Annotated in this window: 15 protein-coding genes; 12 read left to right on the top strand and 3 right to left on the bottom strand. The window is 72.6% G+C overall.

Annotated features, from left to right (window positions below; translation table 11 throughout):
- Nucleotides 1-2: 2 nt before the first annotated feature.
- Entirely contained in the window at nucleotides 3-749 is a 747-nt protein-coding gene (locus HNP84_RS37225; RefSeq protein WP_185054723.1) for an SDR family NAD(P)-dependent oxidoreductase, read from the bottom strand.
- A gap of 409 nt (nucleotides 750-1,158) precedes the next feature.
- On the opposite strand from HNP84_RS37225, the gene HNP84_RS37220 reads away from it, so the two are divergent.
- The 3 genes from HNP84_RS37220 (at nucleotide 1,159) to HNP84_RS37210 (ending at nucleotide 5,685) form a co-directional block, all read left to right on the top strand.
- A complete protein-coding gene (locus tag HNP84_RS37220) occupies nucleotides 1,159-2,547 on the top strand; it encodes an MFS transporter (protein ID WP_185054722.1) in 1,389 nt (462 codons plus the stop codon).
- The gene (locus HNP84_RS37215) at nucleotides 2,544-3,332 is read left to right on the top strand and encodes a class II aldolase/adducin family protein (protein WP_185054721.1); all 789 of its coding nucleotides are present in this window, start codon (nucleotides 2,544-2,546) and stop codon (nucleotides 3,330-3,332) included. Before HNP84_RS37220 ends, HNP84_RS37215 begins: the two co-directional genes overlap by 4 nt.
- Before the next feature lie 259 nt (nucleotides 3,333-3,591).
- The gene (locus HNP84_RS37210) at nucleotides 3,592-5,685 is read left to right on the top strand and encodes a SpoIIE family protein phosphatase (protein WP_185054720.1); all 2,094 of its coding nucleotides are present in this window, start codon (nucleotides 3,592-3,594) and stop codon (nucleotides 5,683-5,685) included.
- Between the two features lie 6 nt (nucleotides 5,686-5,691).
- Here HNP84_RS37210 and HNP84_RS37205 read toward each other — a convergent pair whose 3' ends face one another.
- Both HNP84_RS37205 and HNP84_RS37200 read right to left on the bottom strand, forming a co-directional pair.
- Nucleotides 5,692-6,825, bottom strand: a complete 1,134-nt coding sequence (locus HNP84_RS37205; protein WP_185054719.1) for an iron-containing alcohol dehydrogenase family protein — start codon at nucleotides 6,823-6,825, stop codon at nucleotides 5,692-5,694.
- A gap of 150 nt (nucleotides 6,826-6,975) precedes the next feature.
- Entirely contained in the window at nucleotides 6,976-7,473 is a 498-nt protein-coding gene (locus tag HNP84_RS37200) for a MarR family winged helix-turn-helix transcriptional regulator (protein WP_185054718.1), read from the bottom strand.
- Between the two features lie 228 nt (nucleotides 7,474-7,701).
- On the opposite strand from HNP84_RS37200, the gene HNP84_RS37195 reads away from it, so the two are divergent.
- From HNP84_RS37195 to HNP84_RS37155, 9 genes are read left to right on the top strand one after another with little or no spacing between them, the layout of a single operon-like run.
- Nucleotides 7,702-9,276, top strand: coding sequence for a class I adenylate-forming enzyme family protein (locus HNP84_RS37195; protein WP_312926606.1), 1,575 nt, complete (start codon nucleotides 7,702-7,704; stop codon nucleotides 9,274-9,276).
- Complete coding sequence (locus HNP84_RS37190; RefSeq protein WP_221337245.1) at nucleotides 9,273-10,061, top strand: enoyl-CoA hydratase/isomerase family protein; 789 nt, start codon at nucleotides 9,273-9,275, stop codon at nucleotides 10,059-10,061. The genes HNP84_RS37195 and HNP84_RS37190 overlap by 4 nt, the downstream gene beginning before the upstream one ends.
- Entirely contained in the window at nucleotides 10,058-10,813 is a 756-nt protein-coding gene (locus HNP84_RS37185) for an SDR family NAD(P)-dependent oxidoreductase (protein ID WP_185054716.1), read from the top strand. Before HNP84_RS37190 ends, HNP84_RS37185 begins: the two co-directional genes overlap by 4 nt.
- A gap of 36 nt (nucleotides 10,814-10,849) precedes the next feature.
- The gene (locus HNP84_RS37180) at nucleotides 10,850-12,016 is read left to right on the top strand and encodes an acyl-CoA dehydrogenase family protein (protein ID WP_185054715.1); all 1,167 of its coding nucleotides are present in this window, start codon (nucleotides 10,850-10,852) and stop codon (nucleotides 12,014-12,016) included.
- Nucleotides 12,017-12,047: 31 nt separating this feature from the next.
- Nucleotides 12,048-12,836, top strand: a complete 789-nt coding sequence (locus HNP84_RS37175) for an SDR family NAD(P)-dependent oxidoreductase (RefSeq protein WP_221337244.1) — start codon at nucleotides 12,048-12,050, stop codon at nucleotides 12,834-12,836.
- The gene (locus HNP84_RS37170) at nucleotides 12,833-13,183 is read left to right on the top strand and encodes a Zn-ribbon domain-containing OB-fold protein (protein WP_185054714.1); all 351 of its coding nucleotides are present in this window, start codon (nucleotides 12,833-12,835) and stop codon (nucleotides 13,181-13,183) included. The genes HNP84_RS37175 and HNP84_RS37170 overlap by 4 nt, the downstream gene beginning before the upstream one ends.
- Nucleotides 13,180-14,322: a thiolase family protein gene (locus tag HNP84_RS37165; protein ID WP_185054713.1), complete on the top strand. Its 1,143-nt coding sequence runs from the start codon at nucleotides 13,180-13,182 to the stop codon at nucleotides 14,320-14,322. The genes HNP84_RS37170 and HNP84_RS37165 overlap by 4 nt, the downstream gene beginning before the upstream one ends.
- A gap of 11 nt (nucleotides 14,323-14,333) precedes the next feature.
- Nucleotides 14,334-15,881: a class I adenylate-forming enzyme family protein gene (locus HNP84_RS37160; RefSeq protein ID WP_185054712.1), complete on the top strand. Its 1,548-nt coding sequence runs from the start codon at nucleotides 14,334-14,336 to the stop codon at nucleotides 15,879-15,881.
- Nucleotides 15,878-16,999, top strand: coding sequence for a CaiB/BaiF CoA transferase family protein (locus HNP84_RS37155; protein WP_185054711.1), 1,122 nt, complete (start codon nucleotides 15,878-15,880; stop codon nucleotides 16,997-16,999). Before HNP84_RS37160 ends, HNP84_RS37155 begins: the two co-directional genes overlap by 4 nt.
- The last annotated feature ends 61 nt before the right edge of the window (nucleotides 17,000-17,060 follow it).

The raw sequence follows: 17,060 nt of genomic DNA, 5'->3' as shown, positions 1-17,060 counted from the left end.
GGTCATGCGCCGCGGCCCCCGTCGATCGGATACGTCTGGCCGGTGATGTACGACGCGTCGTCCGACAGCAGGAACGCGACGAGACGGGCGACCTCCTCCGGCCTGCCCATGCGGCCCAACGGCGTGCGCGTCACCGCCTCTGCCCGCATCGCGGGCGTGAGATCGTCCACCAGGGCCGTTTCGATGAGGCCGGGGGCCACCCCGTTCACCCTGATGCCGTCGCCGGCGTACTCCAGCGCGGCCTGGCGGGTCAGCATCACCAGCGCGGCCTTCGACGCGGTGTAGGCGCCGAAACCCGGCCGCGCCCGGAAGGCGCCGATCGACGCCGTGTTGACGATCGCGCCACCCTGATCGAGCATCAACGGCAGCGCGGCCCGAAGCACCAGGAACGCGCCGCGCAGGTTGACGCCGAGCACCCTGTCCCACAGGTCAGGCTCGTACTCGTGGAGCCGCCGGCCGGGCGCGCCGCTGACCCCCGCGTTGTTGAAGAGCAGGTCGACCCTGCCGAAGCGCCGCCGGCACACGTCGAACAGCCGCTCGACGTCCGCTTCGTCCGCAACGTCGCACGGGACGGCGACGAGGTGCTCCCCCGTGGCCGTTTCAATGTCCGCCCCTTCAATGTCCGCCCCTTCAATGTCCGCCCCGACCACGGTGGCGCCTTCGGCGTACAGCTTGCGCGCGACCGCGGCGCCCAGGCCGCGCGCGGCCCCCGTGACGACGGCGACCTTGCCCTCGAACGCCCCGCTCATGCGACCTTCAGCCGGGTCCATTTCGTCTCACTTCAAATGATTTGAGTCTTGACAGTTGCACTCCTCACTTCTTAGCGTGCCAACACGTCGCCGGTCAACGGCGACCGGGCTGGAGGTACAGCAGAGATGACCCGGTTCACCACGCTTCCCGCAGGGCCGAAGATCGCCTGTCAGGACGCCGGGCAGGGCGTTCCCCCGGTGCTCGGACACCGGTTCCCGCACTCGTCCGGCCGGTCCATGCCGGGCGCGAGATGAGCCGCCGTCCCATCCGGTCACGGCCCGCGTACACGGCTTCCGTCCTCTGAGCCGCCCCTTCACCACCGGCGCCCATCGCGCTCCCCGACGCGCCGAGCCGGCGCATGCCCGCCCGGCCGCACCACAGCTCCTTCTATCCGGATGGACGGCAACAATGACCGAAGTCACGTCAGGAACGGACCGCGAGACAGTGTGGCGAAAAGTCGCCCTGCGGACGTTCCCGCTGCTGGGCGCCGCCTACGTGCTCGGCTACATCGACAGGGTCAACATCGGCTTCGTCGCGGCCCCACTCTCCCGTGACCTCGGGATGACCAATGTGGAGATCGGCCTGACGTCCACGCTCTTCTTCATCGGCTACATCCTCGCGACGGTTCCGAGCAATCTCCTCCTGAGGCGTTTCGGCGCGCCGAGATGGATCGGCTTCACCCTGCTCGCCTGGGGCACGATCACCGCGGTGACCGCGTTCGCCGACTCCGCGCAGACTCTCTACGTCCTGCGCGTCCTGCTCGGTTTCGCGGAGGCCGGACTCGCCCCCGGCGTCCTGCTCTACATCACCTACTGGTTCCCCGCCAGGCAGCGGGCATGGGCCTACCCCGTGTTCATATCCGTCATCGCCGTCTCCGGCATCATCGGCGCGCCGCTCACGGCCGGGCTGCTCGAATGGGGACGGCACCTGACCGGGCTCACCGGCTGGCGCTCGGTGTTCCTCATCGAGGGCCTTCTCACGATCCTGGTCGGCGTCCTGGTGATGACCCGGCTCGCGAAGGGCCCGGAGACCGCCAAGTGGCTGTCCGTTCCGGAACGCGAGCGGATTCAGCGCCGCCTGGACGCCGAGACGGCCCTGAAGCACGAGAACGCGGTGCCGGCCGGCATCATGGACGCGTTCAGGAGCGGGCGCGTCTGGGCCTTCGCCTTCGCGTTCTTCGCGCTCACCTTCGGCATCTACTCCTTCAGCTACTTCCTGCCGCAGATGCTGCAACTCCTCGCCGACGAGGGGGGAACATCACCCACGGACGCGACCAGCGTCCTGCTCACGGCCATCCCATCGACGGTCGCGCTCGTCGTCATGCTGGTGTGGCCGCGGATCTTCGCCAAGCGCAGCGCCGTCTTCTCCACCGTGGTGCCCCTCACGGCGGGCACGGCCGGTGTCGTACTGGCGGCGCTGACCGACAACGGCGTCGCGTTCATCGCCGGCACGTGCCTGGCCTTCTCCGGCATCTACACGGCGTTGTCCCAGTTCTGGCGCATCCCGGTGCTCGGCCTGACCGGAGCCGCCGCGGCGGCCGGGATCGCCGTGATCAACTCGGCCGGGAACCTGACCGGCATGGTCAGTCCCCTGCTGACAGGGGCCATACAGGAGGCGACCGGCGGCTTCCGTCACGCCCTCCTGCTCATCGCGTTCGTCATGTCGCTCGGCGTCCTGACCATGCTCATCGTCGGGCCGCGCGTCGAGCGAACCGGAGCCGGCTCCCCGCCGGCGTCGCAGCGCCCGCAGCGTGTCACCGCCGGCCGCGACGACTCCCCGAGGAAGGAGACATCATGAACACCACTCTGCCCACCTTCGACCACCCCGCCTACAGGCTCCCGAAGCCGCCGATCGCGGAAACGCCGGAGGAGGAGCGCCTTCGCCGTAAGCGCGAACTGGCCGCGGCCTTCCGGCTGTTCGGCCGGTTCGGGTTCGGCGAGGGGGTGGGCGGCCACGTCACGGCCCGCGACCCCCTCCGCCCGAACTGCTTCTGGGTCAACCCGTTCGGCGTGCCGTTCGAGCACATCCGCGTCTCGGACCTCCTGCTGGTCGAGGAGACCGGGATGCTCGTCGAGGGCGAAGGGCTGGTCAACCTGGCGGGCTTCTACATCCACTCCCGCGTGCACGCGGCGCGGCCCGACGTCCAAGCGGTCGCCCACGCGCATTCCCTGTACGGCAAGACGTTCTCCAGCTTCGGCCGGCCGCTGGACCCGATCACTCAGGACTCGCTCGCCTTCTACGAGGACCACAGCGTGTACGACGGGTTCGGCGGACTGGTCTTCGACCCCGAAGAGGGTGACAGGATCGCCAAGGCACTCGGCCCGCACAAGGCCGTCATCCTCAGGAATCACGGCCTGCTGACGGTCGGCCGGACGGTGGCCGAGACAGCGTGGTGGTTCATCTCGATGGAAAGGTCGTGCCAGGCTCAACTGATCGCCATGGCGGCCGGCGAGCCCACCCTCATCGACGAGGAGGAGGCCCGCCAGGTAGCCGGCGTGACCGGCACCGCCGACTTCGGCTGGTTCAACTTCCAGCCGCTCCATCGGAAGATCCTCGCCCTGGAGCCCGACCATCTGGACTGAGCCGGTCCGCGCCCGATGTGGAGGCGGGCGCAAAGACCGGGACGGCGCCTCGTGGTACCCGCCACGAGGCGCCGTCCCGGTTGCGGCGATCATGGTCGTGGCCCGGTACACCAGCCGGTGCCAAGGGGGCATAACGGCGCGTCCTAGGAGGCCCAAAGCGGCGGTCACTTACCGGTCACTCTCCTGGACATGCCTTTTGACCACGTGTGATGCTGAAGCTTGATCGCGGATCGTGGCTCCGACGACGGCGAGGCGTGAGATGGGCGCAGCGGATGAGTTCCGGCAGAACGCCGCTGTCGCGCGCGCGTTCGGGCAGAACCGGATCGCGGTCGTCATACGGGGGCGCGACCTGCGGGTCGTGCAGAGCCACCTGTCCTCGGAGATGCTCGGCGGCCTGACGATCCCGGTGGGCAGCGAGCTGGACGAGCTGATGACGCCCGAGGACGCGCGGGAGGTCGAGCGGCGGCTGCGCGAGGTGCTCGACACGGGCCGGCCGTTCACCGACTGGCGGCGTTCGGTGCGCCCGCGGCGGTTCCCGGAGCAGGAGTGGGACGTGTCGGTGTCGGCGTTCCCGCTGGACGGCGCCGACGGCCGGCCGGCGGGCGTCGCCGTCGTGTTCATCGACCTGACCGAGCAGCGGCGCGCCCGGCAGCGGCTGGACCTGCTCTATCGGGCGGCGGCGGACATCGGCGCCTCGCTCGACGTGACCCGCACGACGCAGGACCTCGTGGACGTCCTCGTCCCGGCGTTCGCCGACCACGCGGCCGTGAGCCTGGCGGAAGCGGTGCTCGCCGGCGACGAGCCGCCGCAGGGCGCCAGGGTGGACACGCGGCACTACCGGCGGGTCAGCGTCAGCAAGGGGTGGCCCGGCCACATGCTCCAGCCGGGCGACGCCCTCCCGGCGACACCGCTTCAGCCCGGGATTGACGCCGGCCGTGTCCTGCTCGTATCCGGCCGTGCCCGGATCACGCAGACGTTGGGTGACGACCCCGCTCTCGTCCGGCTGATGGTGCCCGGCGACGCCCACTCGTTGCTGATCGCGCCGCTGTACGCCCGGGGCCGGGTGCTCGGCGGGGTCAACGTGTGGCGCACGGGGCGCTCCGAGCCCTTCGACGCCGAAGACGCGCGGCTCCTGGAGGAGATCGTCTCCCGCGCGGCGCTGAGCGTGGACAACGCCCGCCGTTACACGCGCGAGCACAGCGCGGCGGTGACGCTGCAACGCAGCCTGCTCCCGCAGGTGCCCGCCGAGCTCTCCGCGGCGATGACGGCCGGGACCTACCTGCCCGCCGGCGGAGGGGCCGGCGTGGGCGGGGACTGGTTCGACGTCATCCCGCTGTCGTCGCTGCGGGTGGCGTTCGTCGTCGGCGACGTCGCCGGGCACGGCCTGCACGCGAGCGCCACCATGGGCCGGCTGCGCACCGCCGTGCAGACTCTCGCCGACCTGGACCTGCCGCCCGACGAGCTCCTGGCCCACCTGGACGACCTCGTGCTGCGGCTGGAGGAGGAGCGCGGCGCGGGGCAGGAGAACGCCGTCGGGGCCACGTGCCTGTACGCCACCTATGATCCGGTGACGCGCCGGTGCGCCGTGGCCAGCGCCGGCCATCCGCCGCCGTTGCTGCTTCGGCCGGGCGAGCCGGCCGCCTTCGTCGAGCTGTCCCCCGGCCCGCCGCTCGGGGTGGGGGGCATGCCGTTCGAGCCCACCGAGATCGTCCTTCCCGAGGGGAGCGTCCTCGCCCTGTACACCGACGGCCTGGTGGAGGGGGACGACCACGACTTCGACGACGGCATGGGCCGGCTGCGCCGCCGTCTGGAGGTCCTGTGCCGTCCGGGCCGCGCGGTCGCCGACATCAGCCGCGACCTGCTGGCGGAGTTCGCCGGCGCCCCACCCGCCGACGACATCGCCCTGCTGCTGGCCCGCACCCGGGTCGTGCCGGCCCGCGACACCGCCTCCTGGGAGTTCGCCGCCGATCCGTCCGTCGTCGCGGAGGCGCGGAAGGCGGCCGGCGAGCGGCTGGCCGCCTGGGACCTGGGCGAGATGGCCTCCGTCACCGAGCTGGTGGTCAGCGAGCTGGTCACGAACGCGATCCGCTACGGCGGCGCGCCCGTGGGGCTCCGGCTGATCCGGGACGGGGGGACCCTGATCTGCGAGGTCTCCGATCCCAGCAGCACCCAGCCCCGGCTGCGCCGGGCCCGCGACACCGACGAGGGCGGCCGCGGCCTGTTCCTGGTCGCCCAGTTGAGCACCCGCTGGGGCAGCCGGTACACGCACACCGGCAAGACCATCTGGACCGAGCAGCCCATCACCGGCGCGGACCCCCTCTCGGCGGAGGCGGGCGGCGGCCACGCGGGCTGAGCCGCGTCACCAGTTCGCCGGCAGCTCGCCGGACCACGCGTGGCCGAGGATGCGCAGCAGGCCCTCGCGGCCGCGGACGGGCCGGGGATTGGCGGGCGGTCCCGAAGCTCGCAGGAGCGCGTCGGCCACGAGGGGCAGCCGGTCGCGCCGGACACCGGCGTCGCGCAGGCCCCGGGGGACGCCGAGCCCGTCCAGCAGCGACGTGACGCGGTCGAGCGCCGCCGCCGGTCCGGTGCCGCGGGCGTCCAGCGCGGCGGCGATCAGTGCGTGGCGGTCCCCCACCGACGGCGCGGTGTAACTCATCACCGTCCGGCACAGGACGCCGTGCGCGACGGCGTGCGAGACCCCGAGGAGCGGGCTCAGCGTGTGCACGATGGCGTGGGCCGCCGACATCCGCACCCGCGGCAGGGCGGCGAGGACCGACGCCGCCTGGAACGCGCCGAGCGCGACGGGGCGCCGCCCGGAAAGGTGCCGCGCCCCGTGCTGGATCAGTGCCAGGGATCGCAGGTAGAAGGCGTCGGACATCGGTGAACGGTCGGGGGCGGCCAGCCCTTCGACGCAGTGGGCCAGCGCGTTGGCGACCGAGGCGTGCGCGAGCCCGGGGGGCAGGGCGGCCGGCACGCGTGGATCGAGCACGACGGCGTCGGGCACGATCCGCTCGCTGGTGAGGCCGGTCTTCTCGCCGCTGTCGGTCACGCCGGCGCGCGGCGTGACCTCCGCTCCCCCGAACGTCGCCGGCACGGCGACCGCCCGCGGCTTCGCGCCGTCCCGGTCCAGCCACACGGCCGCCTTCATGGCGTCGATGACGCTGGACCCGCCGATGGCGACATAGCAGTCGGCGCCGCGGGTCACCGCCGAGTCGCGCAGCGAGCGCACGTCCTCCATGGGGGTGTGCGGTGTGACCGTGGGGTGCACACCGGCGAGGCGGTCGCCCACCTGCTCGCGCGCGAGCCCGAATATCGCGCTGCGCGACATCGACGGGCTGGTCACCAGCACGACCCGGCTGACGCCGAGATCGGACAGGAGTCCGGGCAGGCGCGCCAGCGCGTCCGGTCCCGCCACGACGCGTCCCGACGCGGGGGACGCCCAGTCGAAGGCGGCCACGCCGTCGTTCCCAGGGCTCCACGTGTCCTCGGCCATGTCGATGGCGCACCTCCCACGGCGTCTCGCACCTCGCATCTCGCGGAGCAGCCGCCGACGAGGGAACGTCGCCGATCTGCCCGCCCATGCGAGGGCGACCGTAGACCGCACCCGGACAGGTAGTCAAGCCTGAGACGATTAGATTCCTTACTACTCGGCGTGGTGCTCGACGATCCGGCGGAGGAGATCCGCGAGGATGCGGCGCTCCTCGGCCGACAGGCCGCTGGTCCACTCGTGCTCCCGGGCGTGGTGGTCGCCGAAGGTGTCGAGCACCGTCTCCAGGCCGCGCCGGGTCAGGTCCACGGTGACGACCCGGCGGTCGGCCGACTCCCGGCGCCGCTGCACCAGGCCGGCGGCTTCGAGGGTGTTGAGCACGCTCGACACGCTCGACCGGGTGACCGCGGCGAGCTGCGCCAGCCGCCTCGGCTCGCTCTCGCCCACGACCCAGAGCGCGAACAGCACCCGGAAGCCCGCGTAGCTGACCCCGCGCGCCCGGTAGACGTTCTGCTCCAGATCGGAGACGAGCTTGTTCGCCGCGCGGACGAGGTTGAACGTCACGGCGAGCACGTCGAGGTCGATCTCAAGCCCGGAGCGCCGGGCCCGCTCGACCGCGAGCGCCTCGTATTCCTTGGCATGGACGTGATCCACGAACACCCCTGTCATCGCTCGTGCCGGCCGGTCCCTGATGATCAGCCCCCACTCTATTCGAGTTCTTCTCGTCGTGGAGCCCCGGCTCACGGCCCGTTCGTACCCCCACTCCATCAAGATGATCAGAGTCGAGATGATTTGACTCTTGATTAGTTGGCGTCGATGGTGGGACTGTAGAAGGCGTCAGGGCCGGGAACCGACCCATATGCGAGCGGTGTCGGGAAGGAAGTGAATGCTGGCGTGCGCACTCTGACTGATGTGACGCGTCGAGGGGCAAGACGCTTCGCGGACAGGACGGCGGTGTCGATGGGCGGCTACGCCCTGACCTACGCCGAGCTCGACCGCGATGTCAACAGGCTGACCGCGGCCTTCCTGGGGCTGGGCGTCCGCCCGGGAGACCGGGTCGCGATCATGGCCGAGAACTGTGTGGAGTTCGTGGTCGTGGCCTTCGCGGCGATGAAGGCGGGGGCCTGGTTCGTGCCCCTCAACTTCCGCTACGGGCCGGCCGAGCTCGCCTACGTCCTGCGCGACATCACGCCACGGGTCGTGGTCGCCGGCACGGGCTACGCCGACGCCGTCGAGGCGGCACTGGCGGACCCACCCGGTGTCCCCGACCGGCCCGCGGTCGTGGTGCTCGACGAGCGCGACCGCGCCGGCGGTGACCGCCTGGCCTATCGCGACCTGCTGGCCACGGACCCGGGAGCCGAACCGGTCGATCTCGCCGAGCCGGGCGGCATCGCCACGGTCCTGTACACGAGCGGCACCACCGGGTTCCCGAAGGGCGTCCTGGCGACGCACGACGCGACCGTGCGGTTGCTCCCCGTGTACGCGATCGAGGGTGACCTGCGCTCCGGCGACGTCATGCTGATCTCGATGCCGCTGTTCCACGGCGGCGGGCTGGTCATCCAGTTGTTCCCGGCGCTGGCCTTCGGCGCGACGGTGGTGCTGACCGGCAGGGGGTTCTCCCCCGACGGCGTGCTGAGGCTGATCGAGCGGGAGCGGGTGACCGTCACCCTGTGGTCGCCGACCATGCTCGCCATGATCCTGCGCGACACCGATGCGGCCCGGTACGACACGACATCCCTGACCAAGATCTGGTACGGCTCGTCGCCGATCGCCTCCACCACCCTCGCCCGCGCCCGGCGGGCGTTCCCGCGGGCGGGTTTCTACCAGTGGTACGGCACCACCGAGGCCACGACGATCGCGGTGCTCCGCCCGGAGGACCACGACACGCGCGGCGACCAGACCGGCCGCGAGGTCTTCCTCGTCGATGCCCGGATCGTGGACGCGCAGGGCGCGGAGGTGCCGGTGGGCGGGACCGGCGAGGTCGTCGTGAGCGCGACGGGCACCTGCATGGCCGGCTACCACAACAAGCCCGAGGCCACCGCCGCGACCATCCGCGGCGGGTGGCTGCACACCGGCGATCTCGCCGTGCGCGGCACGGAGGGGTTCTTCACCGTCATCGACCGGATCAGCGACGTCATCATCTCCGGCGGGGAGAACATCTACCCCGGCGAGGTCGAGGAGGCGCTGTACAGCCATCCGGCCGTCGCCGAAGCGGCAGTGTTCGGCGTGCCCGACGAGGTGTACGGCGAGGCCGTCGCCGCCGCCGTCGTCCTGCTCCCGGGCGCCCAGGCCACCCCGGCCGAACTCACCGCCCATGTCGCCGAGCGCATCGCGCGCTACAAGCGGCCATCGAAGCTGCTGGTGCTCGACCGGCTTCCCCGCAACGCCTCCGGCAAGGTGCTCAAGCGCACACTCCGCGACGACTTCGTGACGAGCGTGAAGGCGGGGTCGGCGTGAGCGTGCCGGAGCTGGAGACGCTGCTGGTGGCCGATCGCGAGCAGGTCCGCTGGATCACGCTGAACCGGCCCGACCGGCTCAACGCGATCTCGCCGGCGATGCTCGACGAGCTGGAGTCGGTCCTGACCGCCTCGGCGGACGACCCCTCCGTCCGGGTGCTGGTCATCACCGGAGCCGGGCGCGCGTTCTGCGCCGGGGCCGACCTCTCGCCCGGCCCCGGCGATCCGGACGCGCTGCCGGATGTGGACCTCGCCCGCAGCGACGCGGTGTTCGAGCTGCTGGAACGCCAGCCCCAGCCGGTGGTGGCCGCCGTGAACGGGATGGCCTGCGCCGGCGGGCTGGAACTGCTGCTGTGCTGCGATGTCGTGCTCGCCGCCGCCGGCGTCCCGATCGGTGACATGCACGCCAACGCCGGGCTGCTGCCCGGCGCCGGCGGCACGTATCGGCTCCCACGGCGCGTGGGCCTGAACCCCGCCATGTGGCTGCTGCTGACGGGACGGACCGCTCCGGCCGAGGACTTCCTTCGCTGGGGCCTGGTGCATCGGGTCGTGGCGGCCGGGGAGCTGACCGCGGCGGCCGAAGAGCTGGCGAAGCTGCTCAGCGGCAAGAGCCCGCTCGGCCTGCGCCGGATGAAGGAACTGGTCCGGGACGGGCTGGCGCAGGATCGCCGCACCGGACTGGCCCACGCCCTGGCTGTCGCCCAGGCCCACCAGAAGTCGGCCGACTACGCCGAGGGGGTCCGGGCGTTCGCCGCCCGCCGCACACCGAGGTTCACCGGGCGATGACCGGCATCGAGGGCAAGGTCGCGCTGGTCACCGGGGCCTCCTCCGGGCTGGGCGAGCACATCGCCCGCGTCCTGGCCGGGCGGGGCGCCACGGTGATCGGCGCCGCCCGGCGCGCCGGCCGGATACCCCGCCTCGCCTGCTCCGAGCCCGGCCCGGGGCGGATCGTGCCGCTGGAGCTGGACGTCACCGACCGGGCCGCCGTGCGCGAGGCGATACCGCGCCTGGCCGGGACGTACGGCTGGCCCGAGATCGTGGTGAACAACGCCGGCGGCGGTGCGGTGAAGCCCGCGTTCGAGCACACCGACGAGGACTGGGATCAGGCCCTGGCGGTCAATCTGACCGGCGCGTGGACGGTGTCCCGCGTGGTCGCCGAAGGGCTGCGCCGCACCGGCCGTCCGGGCACGATCGTGAACATCGCCTCGGCGGCAGGGCTGCGCCCCATGGCCGGCGCCGCCGCCTACGGCGCGAGCAAGGCGGCGCTCATCCATCTCACGCAGCAGCTCGCCCTCGAATGGGCGCCGCTGGGCATCCGGGTCAACGCGATCTGCCCGGGACACTTCCCCACCGAGCTCAACGCGGACTTCCTCGCCGAGGAAGGCTTCCGGGACCGGCTGACCCGCCGGGTCCCGCTCGGCCGGCTCGGCAGGCTCGACGACCTCACCGGGCTGGTGCTCCTGCTGGCCTCCGACGCCTCGGCCTATCTCACCGGCGCCGTCATCCCGCTCGACGGCGGCCTCACCCTGCGTTCCTGAAGAACACCCCAACCCGACGACCGGCAAAGGACGGGCATGGACGACACCGATTATCGCAAGCTGCGCCAGGCGATCTCGCGGGCGATGTGGGACCTCATCCCCCCGCTGGAGGACCAGATCGAGGAGACGGACTGGATACCCAAGGACGTCCTGGTCCCGGCGCTGCGCGAGGTGAACGCCTTCGGGCTGCTGATCCCCGAGCAGTACGGCGGCTCCGGCCTCACGGTCTCGCAGTACCTGCCGATCCTGGCCGACCTGTCGCGCGTCCACGGCGGCCTGCGCGGGTTCGTCCACGCCCACAACTCCTCCGCCCACGTCTTCGCGATGCTGGCCGGCGAGGAGCAGAAGGACGAGCTCCTGCCCCTGGTGGCCACCGGTCACGCGTCCTTCGGCATGGGCATCACCGAGCCCGACCACGGCACCGGCGCCGACCTCGGCACCACCTGCCTGCGCGAGGGGGAGGACTATCGCGTCAACGGGCAGAAATGGCTGACCACGAACTCCGACTGGGTGAGCCATTTCATCGTCTTCGCCAAGACCGATCCCGACGCCGGCGCCCGCGGGGTGAGCGCCGTGCTCGTCGAGCGCGACCGGCCCGGCCTGACGATCGAGCCGCTGCCCGGAACGCTGGGCACCCGGGGACTCCAGCACGGCCACCTGACCTTCCGCGACGTGCTCGTGCCCGCGGCGAACCGGCTCGGCGAGGAAGGGCAGGGCCTGAGCCTGATCGAGCGGGGCATGGAGGTCAGCCGGGTCTTCGTCGCGGCCTCCTCGCTCGGCACCGCGGAACAGGCCCTGGCCCTCAGCGTGGCGCGGGCCAACGACCGGGTGACCTTCGGCCGTCCGATCGGCGCCCGCCAGTCCATTCAGCGCTACCTCGCGGAGATGGCCGCCGACGTGTACGCCCTGCGCACCATGCTGGAGGACGCCGCGGCCAAGCTCGACGCGGGCCTACGCATCCCCATCGAGGCCTCGGCGTGCAAGCTGTTCGGGTCGGAGGCCGTCTGCCGGGTGACCGACCGGGCGCTGCTCGTCTTCGGCGGGATCGGATTCACCCGGAAATACCCGGTCGAACGCATGCTGCGGGACGCCCGCGCGAACGTGGTCGAGGAAGGCCCGCCCACCATCCAGCACTTCGTGATCGCCAGAACCCTTCTCGACGGCGGCGCGCTCCAGGGCCCGTCGATCTTCGAGCCGGCGTGACGGCACTTCCATCGCACCGACAGGCGGAGACGTGAAGCAGAATCTACTGTCCATGCAGGGGCGGGTCGCCCTGGTGACCGGCGCGGGGCAGGGGGTCGGCCGTGCGGTCGCCCTGCATTTCGCGGCGCACGACGCGCGCGCCGTCGTGGTGAACGACTTCTACGAGGAGCGTGCCGAGAAGACCGCGGAGGAGGTGCGCGCCCAGGGCACCGAGGCCCTTCCGCTGGCGTTCGACGTGACCGACTACGCACAGGTCGCCGACGCCTTCGCCCGCGTCGGCAAGGAGTACGGCCAGTTGCACGCCCTGGTCAACAACGCGGGCAACGCCGGCCCAGGCGGGCGCGCGGGCTTCTCCGACTTCTGGTCGGAGGAGCCGAGCGACTGGGAGCGGTGGCTGGGCACCAACCTCTACGGCGTGTTCAACTGCGTCAGGCACGGGGTGCCGCTGATGCGCGAGCACGGCACCGGACGGGTGGTCACCGTGATCTCGGACGCGGGACGCCAGGGCGAACCCGGCCTCGAGGTCTATTCGGCGGCGAAGGCCGGCGCGGCCGGGTTCACCCGGGCCGTCGCCCGGAGCACCGGCCGCTTCGGCATCACCGCGAACGCGGTCTCGATCAGCGCCACCCGCACCCCGTTCGTCGCCGACATGCTCGCGGACGAGGAAGCGGCGAAGGCCCAGCTCAAGCGGTACATCATCCGCCGCTTCGGCGAACCGGAGGACGTGGCGAACATGGTCCTGTTCCTCAGCTCCCACGCGAGCTCCTGGGTGACCGGGCAGACGATCCCGGTCAACGGCGGCTACTCGGTGGCGCTGTGAGCACGCCCGAGACCGCCTCCGCCCTGCCGGCCGCCCGTCGCTGCGCCTGCTGCGACGCGGCGTTCCCGCTCCCCGAGGGCCCGGACCGGTGCCCCTACTGCGGAGACGACAGGCTCGGCGAGGTCACCCTCGCGGAGACCGGCGAGGTCGTCTCCAGCACGGTCGTCCGGGTCGCGCCGCCGGGTGCCGACGTGCCCTACACCCTGGCGTACGCCGATTTCGCCCCCGGGGCGCGGCTGTTCGCCCGGGTACGCGGCGGGGCCGCGCCGATCGGCACGCCGGTACGGCTGGTCGCCGCACCCGAACCGGACCACTACATCTTCGAGGTCGAGGAGCACCACCCATGACGAGCAGGCGGGTCGCCGTGATCGGGACCGGATCGGTGCCGTTCGGCAAGCACGAGGACGCCTCGCTGGAGGATCTCGGCGGCTCCGCGGCCAGGGCCGCGCTGGCCGAGGCGGGCTTCGAGCCCGGCCGGATCGAGGCCGCGTTCTCCTCGAACGTCCTCGGCGGAGGCGGCGCGGGCCAGCGGATACTCGCCCGCGCCGGTGTGCACGGCGTACCGGTCGTCAACGCCGAGAACGCCTGCGCGAGCGGAACCACGGCCGTGCACCTGGCCCGCCTCGCGGTCGCCGCCGGGGTGCACGACGTCGTGCTCGTCGTGGGCGCGGAGAAGATGACCGGGAGGTTCCAGGGCGGGATCACCCTGGACCGGACCGACCGTCCGACGCTGCTGGGCCTGACCATGCCCGCCATCTACGCGCTCAACGCCCAGCGCTACGCCTACGACCACGGGGCCGACCTGGACGATCTCGCCGAGGTCAGCGTCAAGAACCGCGCCGCGGGCGCCGCCAACCCGCAGGCGATGTTCCGCAAGCCGGTCACCCGCGCGGAGGTGCTGGGCTCCCGGCCGGTCGCCGACCCGCTGACCCTGCTGCAGTGCTGCGCGAACGCCGACGGCGCCGCCGCGCTGGTGCTGGCGGCCGAGAACGCCGTGTCGTCCCGGCACGACCCGGTATGGCTGCTGGGGTCCGGACTCGCCTCCGGCTCCCCCATAGGGCCGGCGACGGAGTTCGGCACCTCCCGGCCCTCCCGCCTCGCCGCCCGTCGCGCGTACGCGGCGGCGGGGGTCACCCCGGACGCCATCGACCTGGCCGAAGTCCACGACGCGTTCACGATCGGGGAGATCATGTCGGTCGAGGCGCTGGGACTGGCCGGTCCCGGCAAGGCCCTGCACGCCGTCGCCGGCGGAGAGCTGAGCCTGGGCGGCAGGGTGCCGGTGAACGCCGGCGGCGGGCTGCTCTCCAAGGGCCACCCGGTGGGGGCGACCGGTGTCGGCCAGGTCGTCGAACTGGTCGCGCAGCTCCGCGGGCGAGCCGGAGAACGGCAGGTCGGCGGCGCCTCGCTCGCCCTGGCCCACACCGTCGGCGGCGGCGTGGCGACGCTCGACGCCATCGCCTCCGGTGTCGTCATAGCCGGCGTGTGAGGGGAGGCGGGATGAGTGCGACGCCGACGATCGGCGGCTTGCTGCGGCGAGGTCACGCCCGTTACGCGGACCTCGTCGCGCTGCGCGGCGCCGGCAGGGCGGTGACGTACGGGGAGCTCGGCTCCCTGGTGCGCAGGGCGGTCGCGGGACTGACCGAGCTGGGCCTCCACCCGGGCGACCGGGTCGTCACGATCGCCGCCAACTCGATGGAGTACGCGATCCTCGACCAGGCGTGCTTCCTGGGCGGATTCGTCCGGGTCGGCCTCAACCGGCGACTGAATCCCCGGGAACTTCCGGCGATCCTGGCGACGGCGCGGCCGAGGCTGCTGTGCGTCGATGCCGAATGGGCCGGCCGGTTGCGCGCGGAGCCCGCGGTGCGGGGCGGCCTTCCGGTGCTGGAACTGGACGGAGACGGCCCGCCGGGCTTCGCGGCGCTGACGGATCGGCCCGAGCCGGGGCCGGCCCCGGCGCCGCCCGCCGAGGCCCCCGCCGCCCTGCTGTTCACCTCCGGCACCTCAGGGGAGCCGAAAGCGGTCGTGGCCACCCAGCGCAGCATGGCGGCGATGGTCCGCAACGTGCTGATCTCCGTTCCGGTGCGGCCGGGGGATCGCGCCCTGCACGCGATACCGCTGAGCCACGCCGCGGGTCATCTCCTCCCGGCCTTCGCCTGCCAGGGCGCCGACCAGGAGGTGACGCCCTCGTTCGTGGTGGAAGAGGTGCTGCACCGCATGGTCCGGGACCGGGTCACGCTGCTCTCGGCGGTCCCGACCGTGATCGGCCCGCTCGCCAGGGCGGCCCTCGCCGCCGGGCACGACGTCCCGTCGCCGTCCGCCATCGTCTACGGCGGCTCACCCATCGGCCGCGCCGATCTCGCCACCGCCGTGCGGGCGTTCCCCGGCGCCTTGTACCAGGTCTACGCGCAGAGCGAGAGCCTCCTGCCGATCACCGTGCTCACCCCGGCCGATCACCGCGCCGCGGCCGGCGTCAGGCCCGAGCTGGGGGACGCCGCCGGCAGGCCGGTGCCCTTCATCGACCTGCGCGTCGTCGATGCCGAGGGCGAGCGCTGTGCCGCCGGCGAGTGCGGTGAGGTGCAGGTGCGCGGCGACACCGTGATGACGTCGTACTACGGCGACCCGGAGGCGACGGCGAAGGCGCTGGACGCGGACGGCTGGTTGCGCACCGGTGACGTGGGCTACCTCGACCGGTCCGGATACCTCCACCTCGTCGACCGCATCAGCGACGTGATCATCACCGGTGGCTTCAACGTCATGCCGTCCGAGGTGGAGCGGGTGCTGGCCGAGCTGCCCGCGGTGCGTGAGGCCGCCGTGTTCGGCGTGCCCGATCCGCGCTGGGGCGAGACGATCTGCGCCGCCGTGGTGCCCGTCGCACCGCACGACGCCCCGGCCTTGGAGTCGGTGCAGGAGTTCTGCCGCCGCCGGCTGGCCGGCTTCAAGGTCCCCCGGCGGCTCGTCGTGCTGGACGACCTGCCGTACAACGCGACGGGCAAGCTCGACCGGCGTGCCCTCCGCGCCCGCTACCGCCAGGAGGAACGGGCATGACCGCCGGCCCTCTCGACGGGATCCGGGTCGTCAACCTGAGCGAGACCGTTCCCGGCCCCCTCGCCGCGCTGCTGCTCGCGGACCTCGGCGCCGAGGTGATCACGGTGGAACGCCCGCCGCCCGGCGACCCCGCCCGTATCTTTCCCGCCGTCTTCGCCGCGCTGTCCCGCAACCAGCGATCGGTGTCGCTCGACCTGCGCGACCACCGCGGGCTCGCGCTGTTCCTGCGCCTCGCCGGCACCGCCGACGCCGTCATCACCGGACAGCGTCCGCAGGTCGCACGCAAGCTCGGCGTCCACCCGGACCAGCTACGCGCCCGGTTCCCGGACCTGTGCGTCGTCAGCGTCTCCTCCTTCGGGCTCGCCGGTCCGTACGCCTCCCACCCCGGACACGACCTGGTGTTCCAGGCCCTGGCCGGACTGCTCGACGGCGTGCGTCCACGGGCCGGCGCGGTGCCGGTCATCGACATCGTCTCCGGCTTCGTCACCGCCATCGGCGCCCTCGCCGCCCTGGCCGGGCGGGCGCGGGGAAGGGCGGCCGTCACCGTCGAGACCGCGATGCGGGACAGCGCGCTGACCCTGAACCTCTTCGCGCTCACCCGCGAACTCGCCGGCCTCCCGGGCAATGCCACGCCGGTCGCCCCGGCCGGATACGACGTCTACCCCCTCGACGACGGCACCCGCCTGTGCCTGGCCGTGTCGTACGAGGCGCATCACTGGCGCGCGCTGTGCGAAGCGCTCGATCTGCCGGAACTGTCGGCCGTGACGTTCGAGGAACGCGTCGCGCGCCGCGAGGAGCTCAACACCCGCCTGGCCGGGCGGCTGCGCGAGCTGACGGCCGGCGAGGTGCGCGCCCGGATCGCCGGACGGGGCGTGCCCGCCGAACCGGTGCTCAGCCCCGCCGAGGTGGTGACCGCGACCGAGGTCCAGGCACGCAACATCGGCGCGTCGGGCCACGGGCGGTACCTGGCGCCGCCGCTTCGGATCGACGGCGGGCGGATCGGCGAATCGCACGGTGTGCCCAGGATCGGCCGCGACACCGCGGCGGTGTTCGGCGGCCTGGGAGTGGACCACGGCGAGCTGGCCCGGCTCCAGGCCGACGGGGTCCTCACCCTGTGACCGCCCGTGCGAGCGGCCCGGACGGCCGCGGACCTGGCCGGATGATCGGCAAGGCTGATGG

Source organism: Thermocatellispora tengchongensis (assembly GCF_014202315.1).
Classification (GTDB): Bacteria; Actinomycetota; Actinomycetes; order Streptosporangiales; family Streptosporangiaceae; genus Thermocatellispora; species Thermocatellispora tengchongensis.
This window is presented reverse-complemented; position numbering and strand designations above follow the sequence as displayed.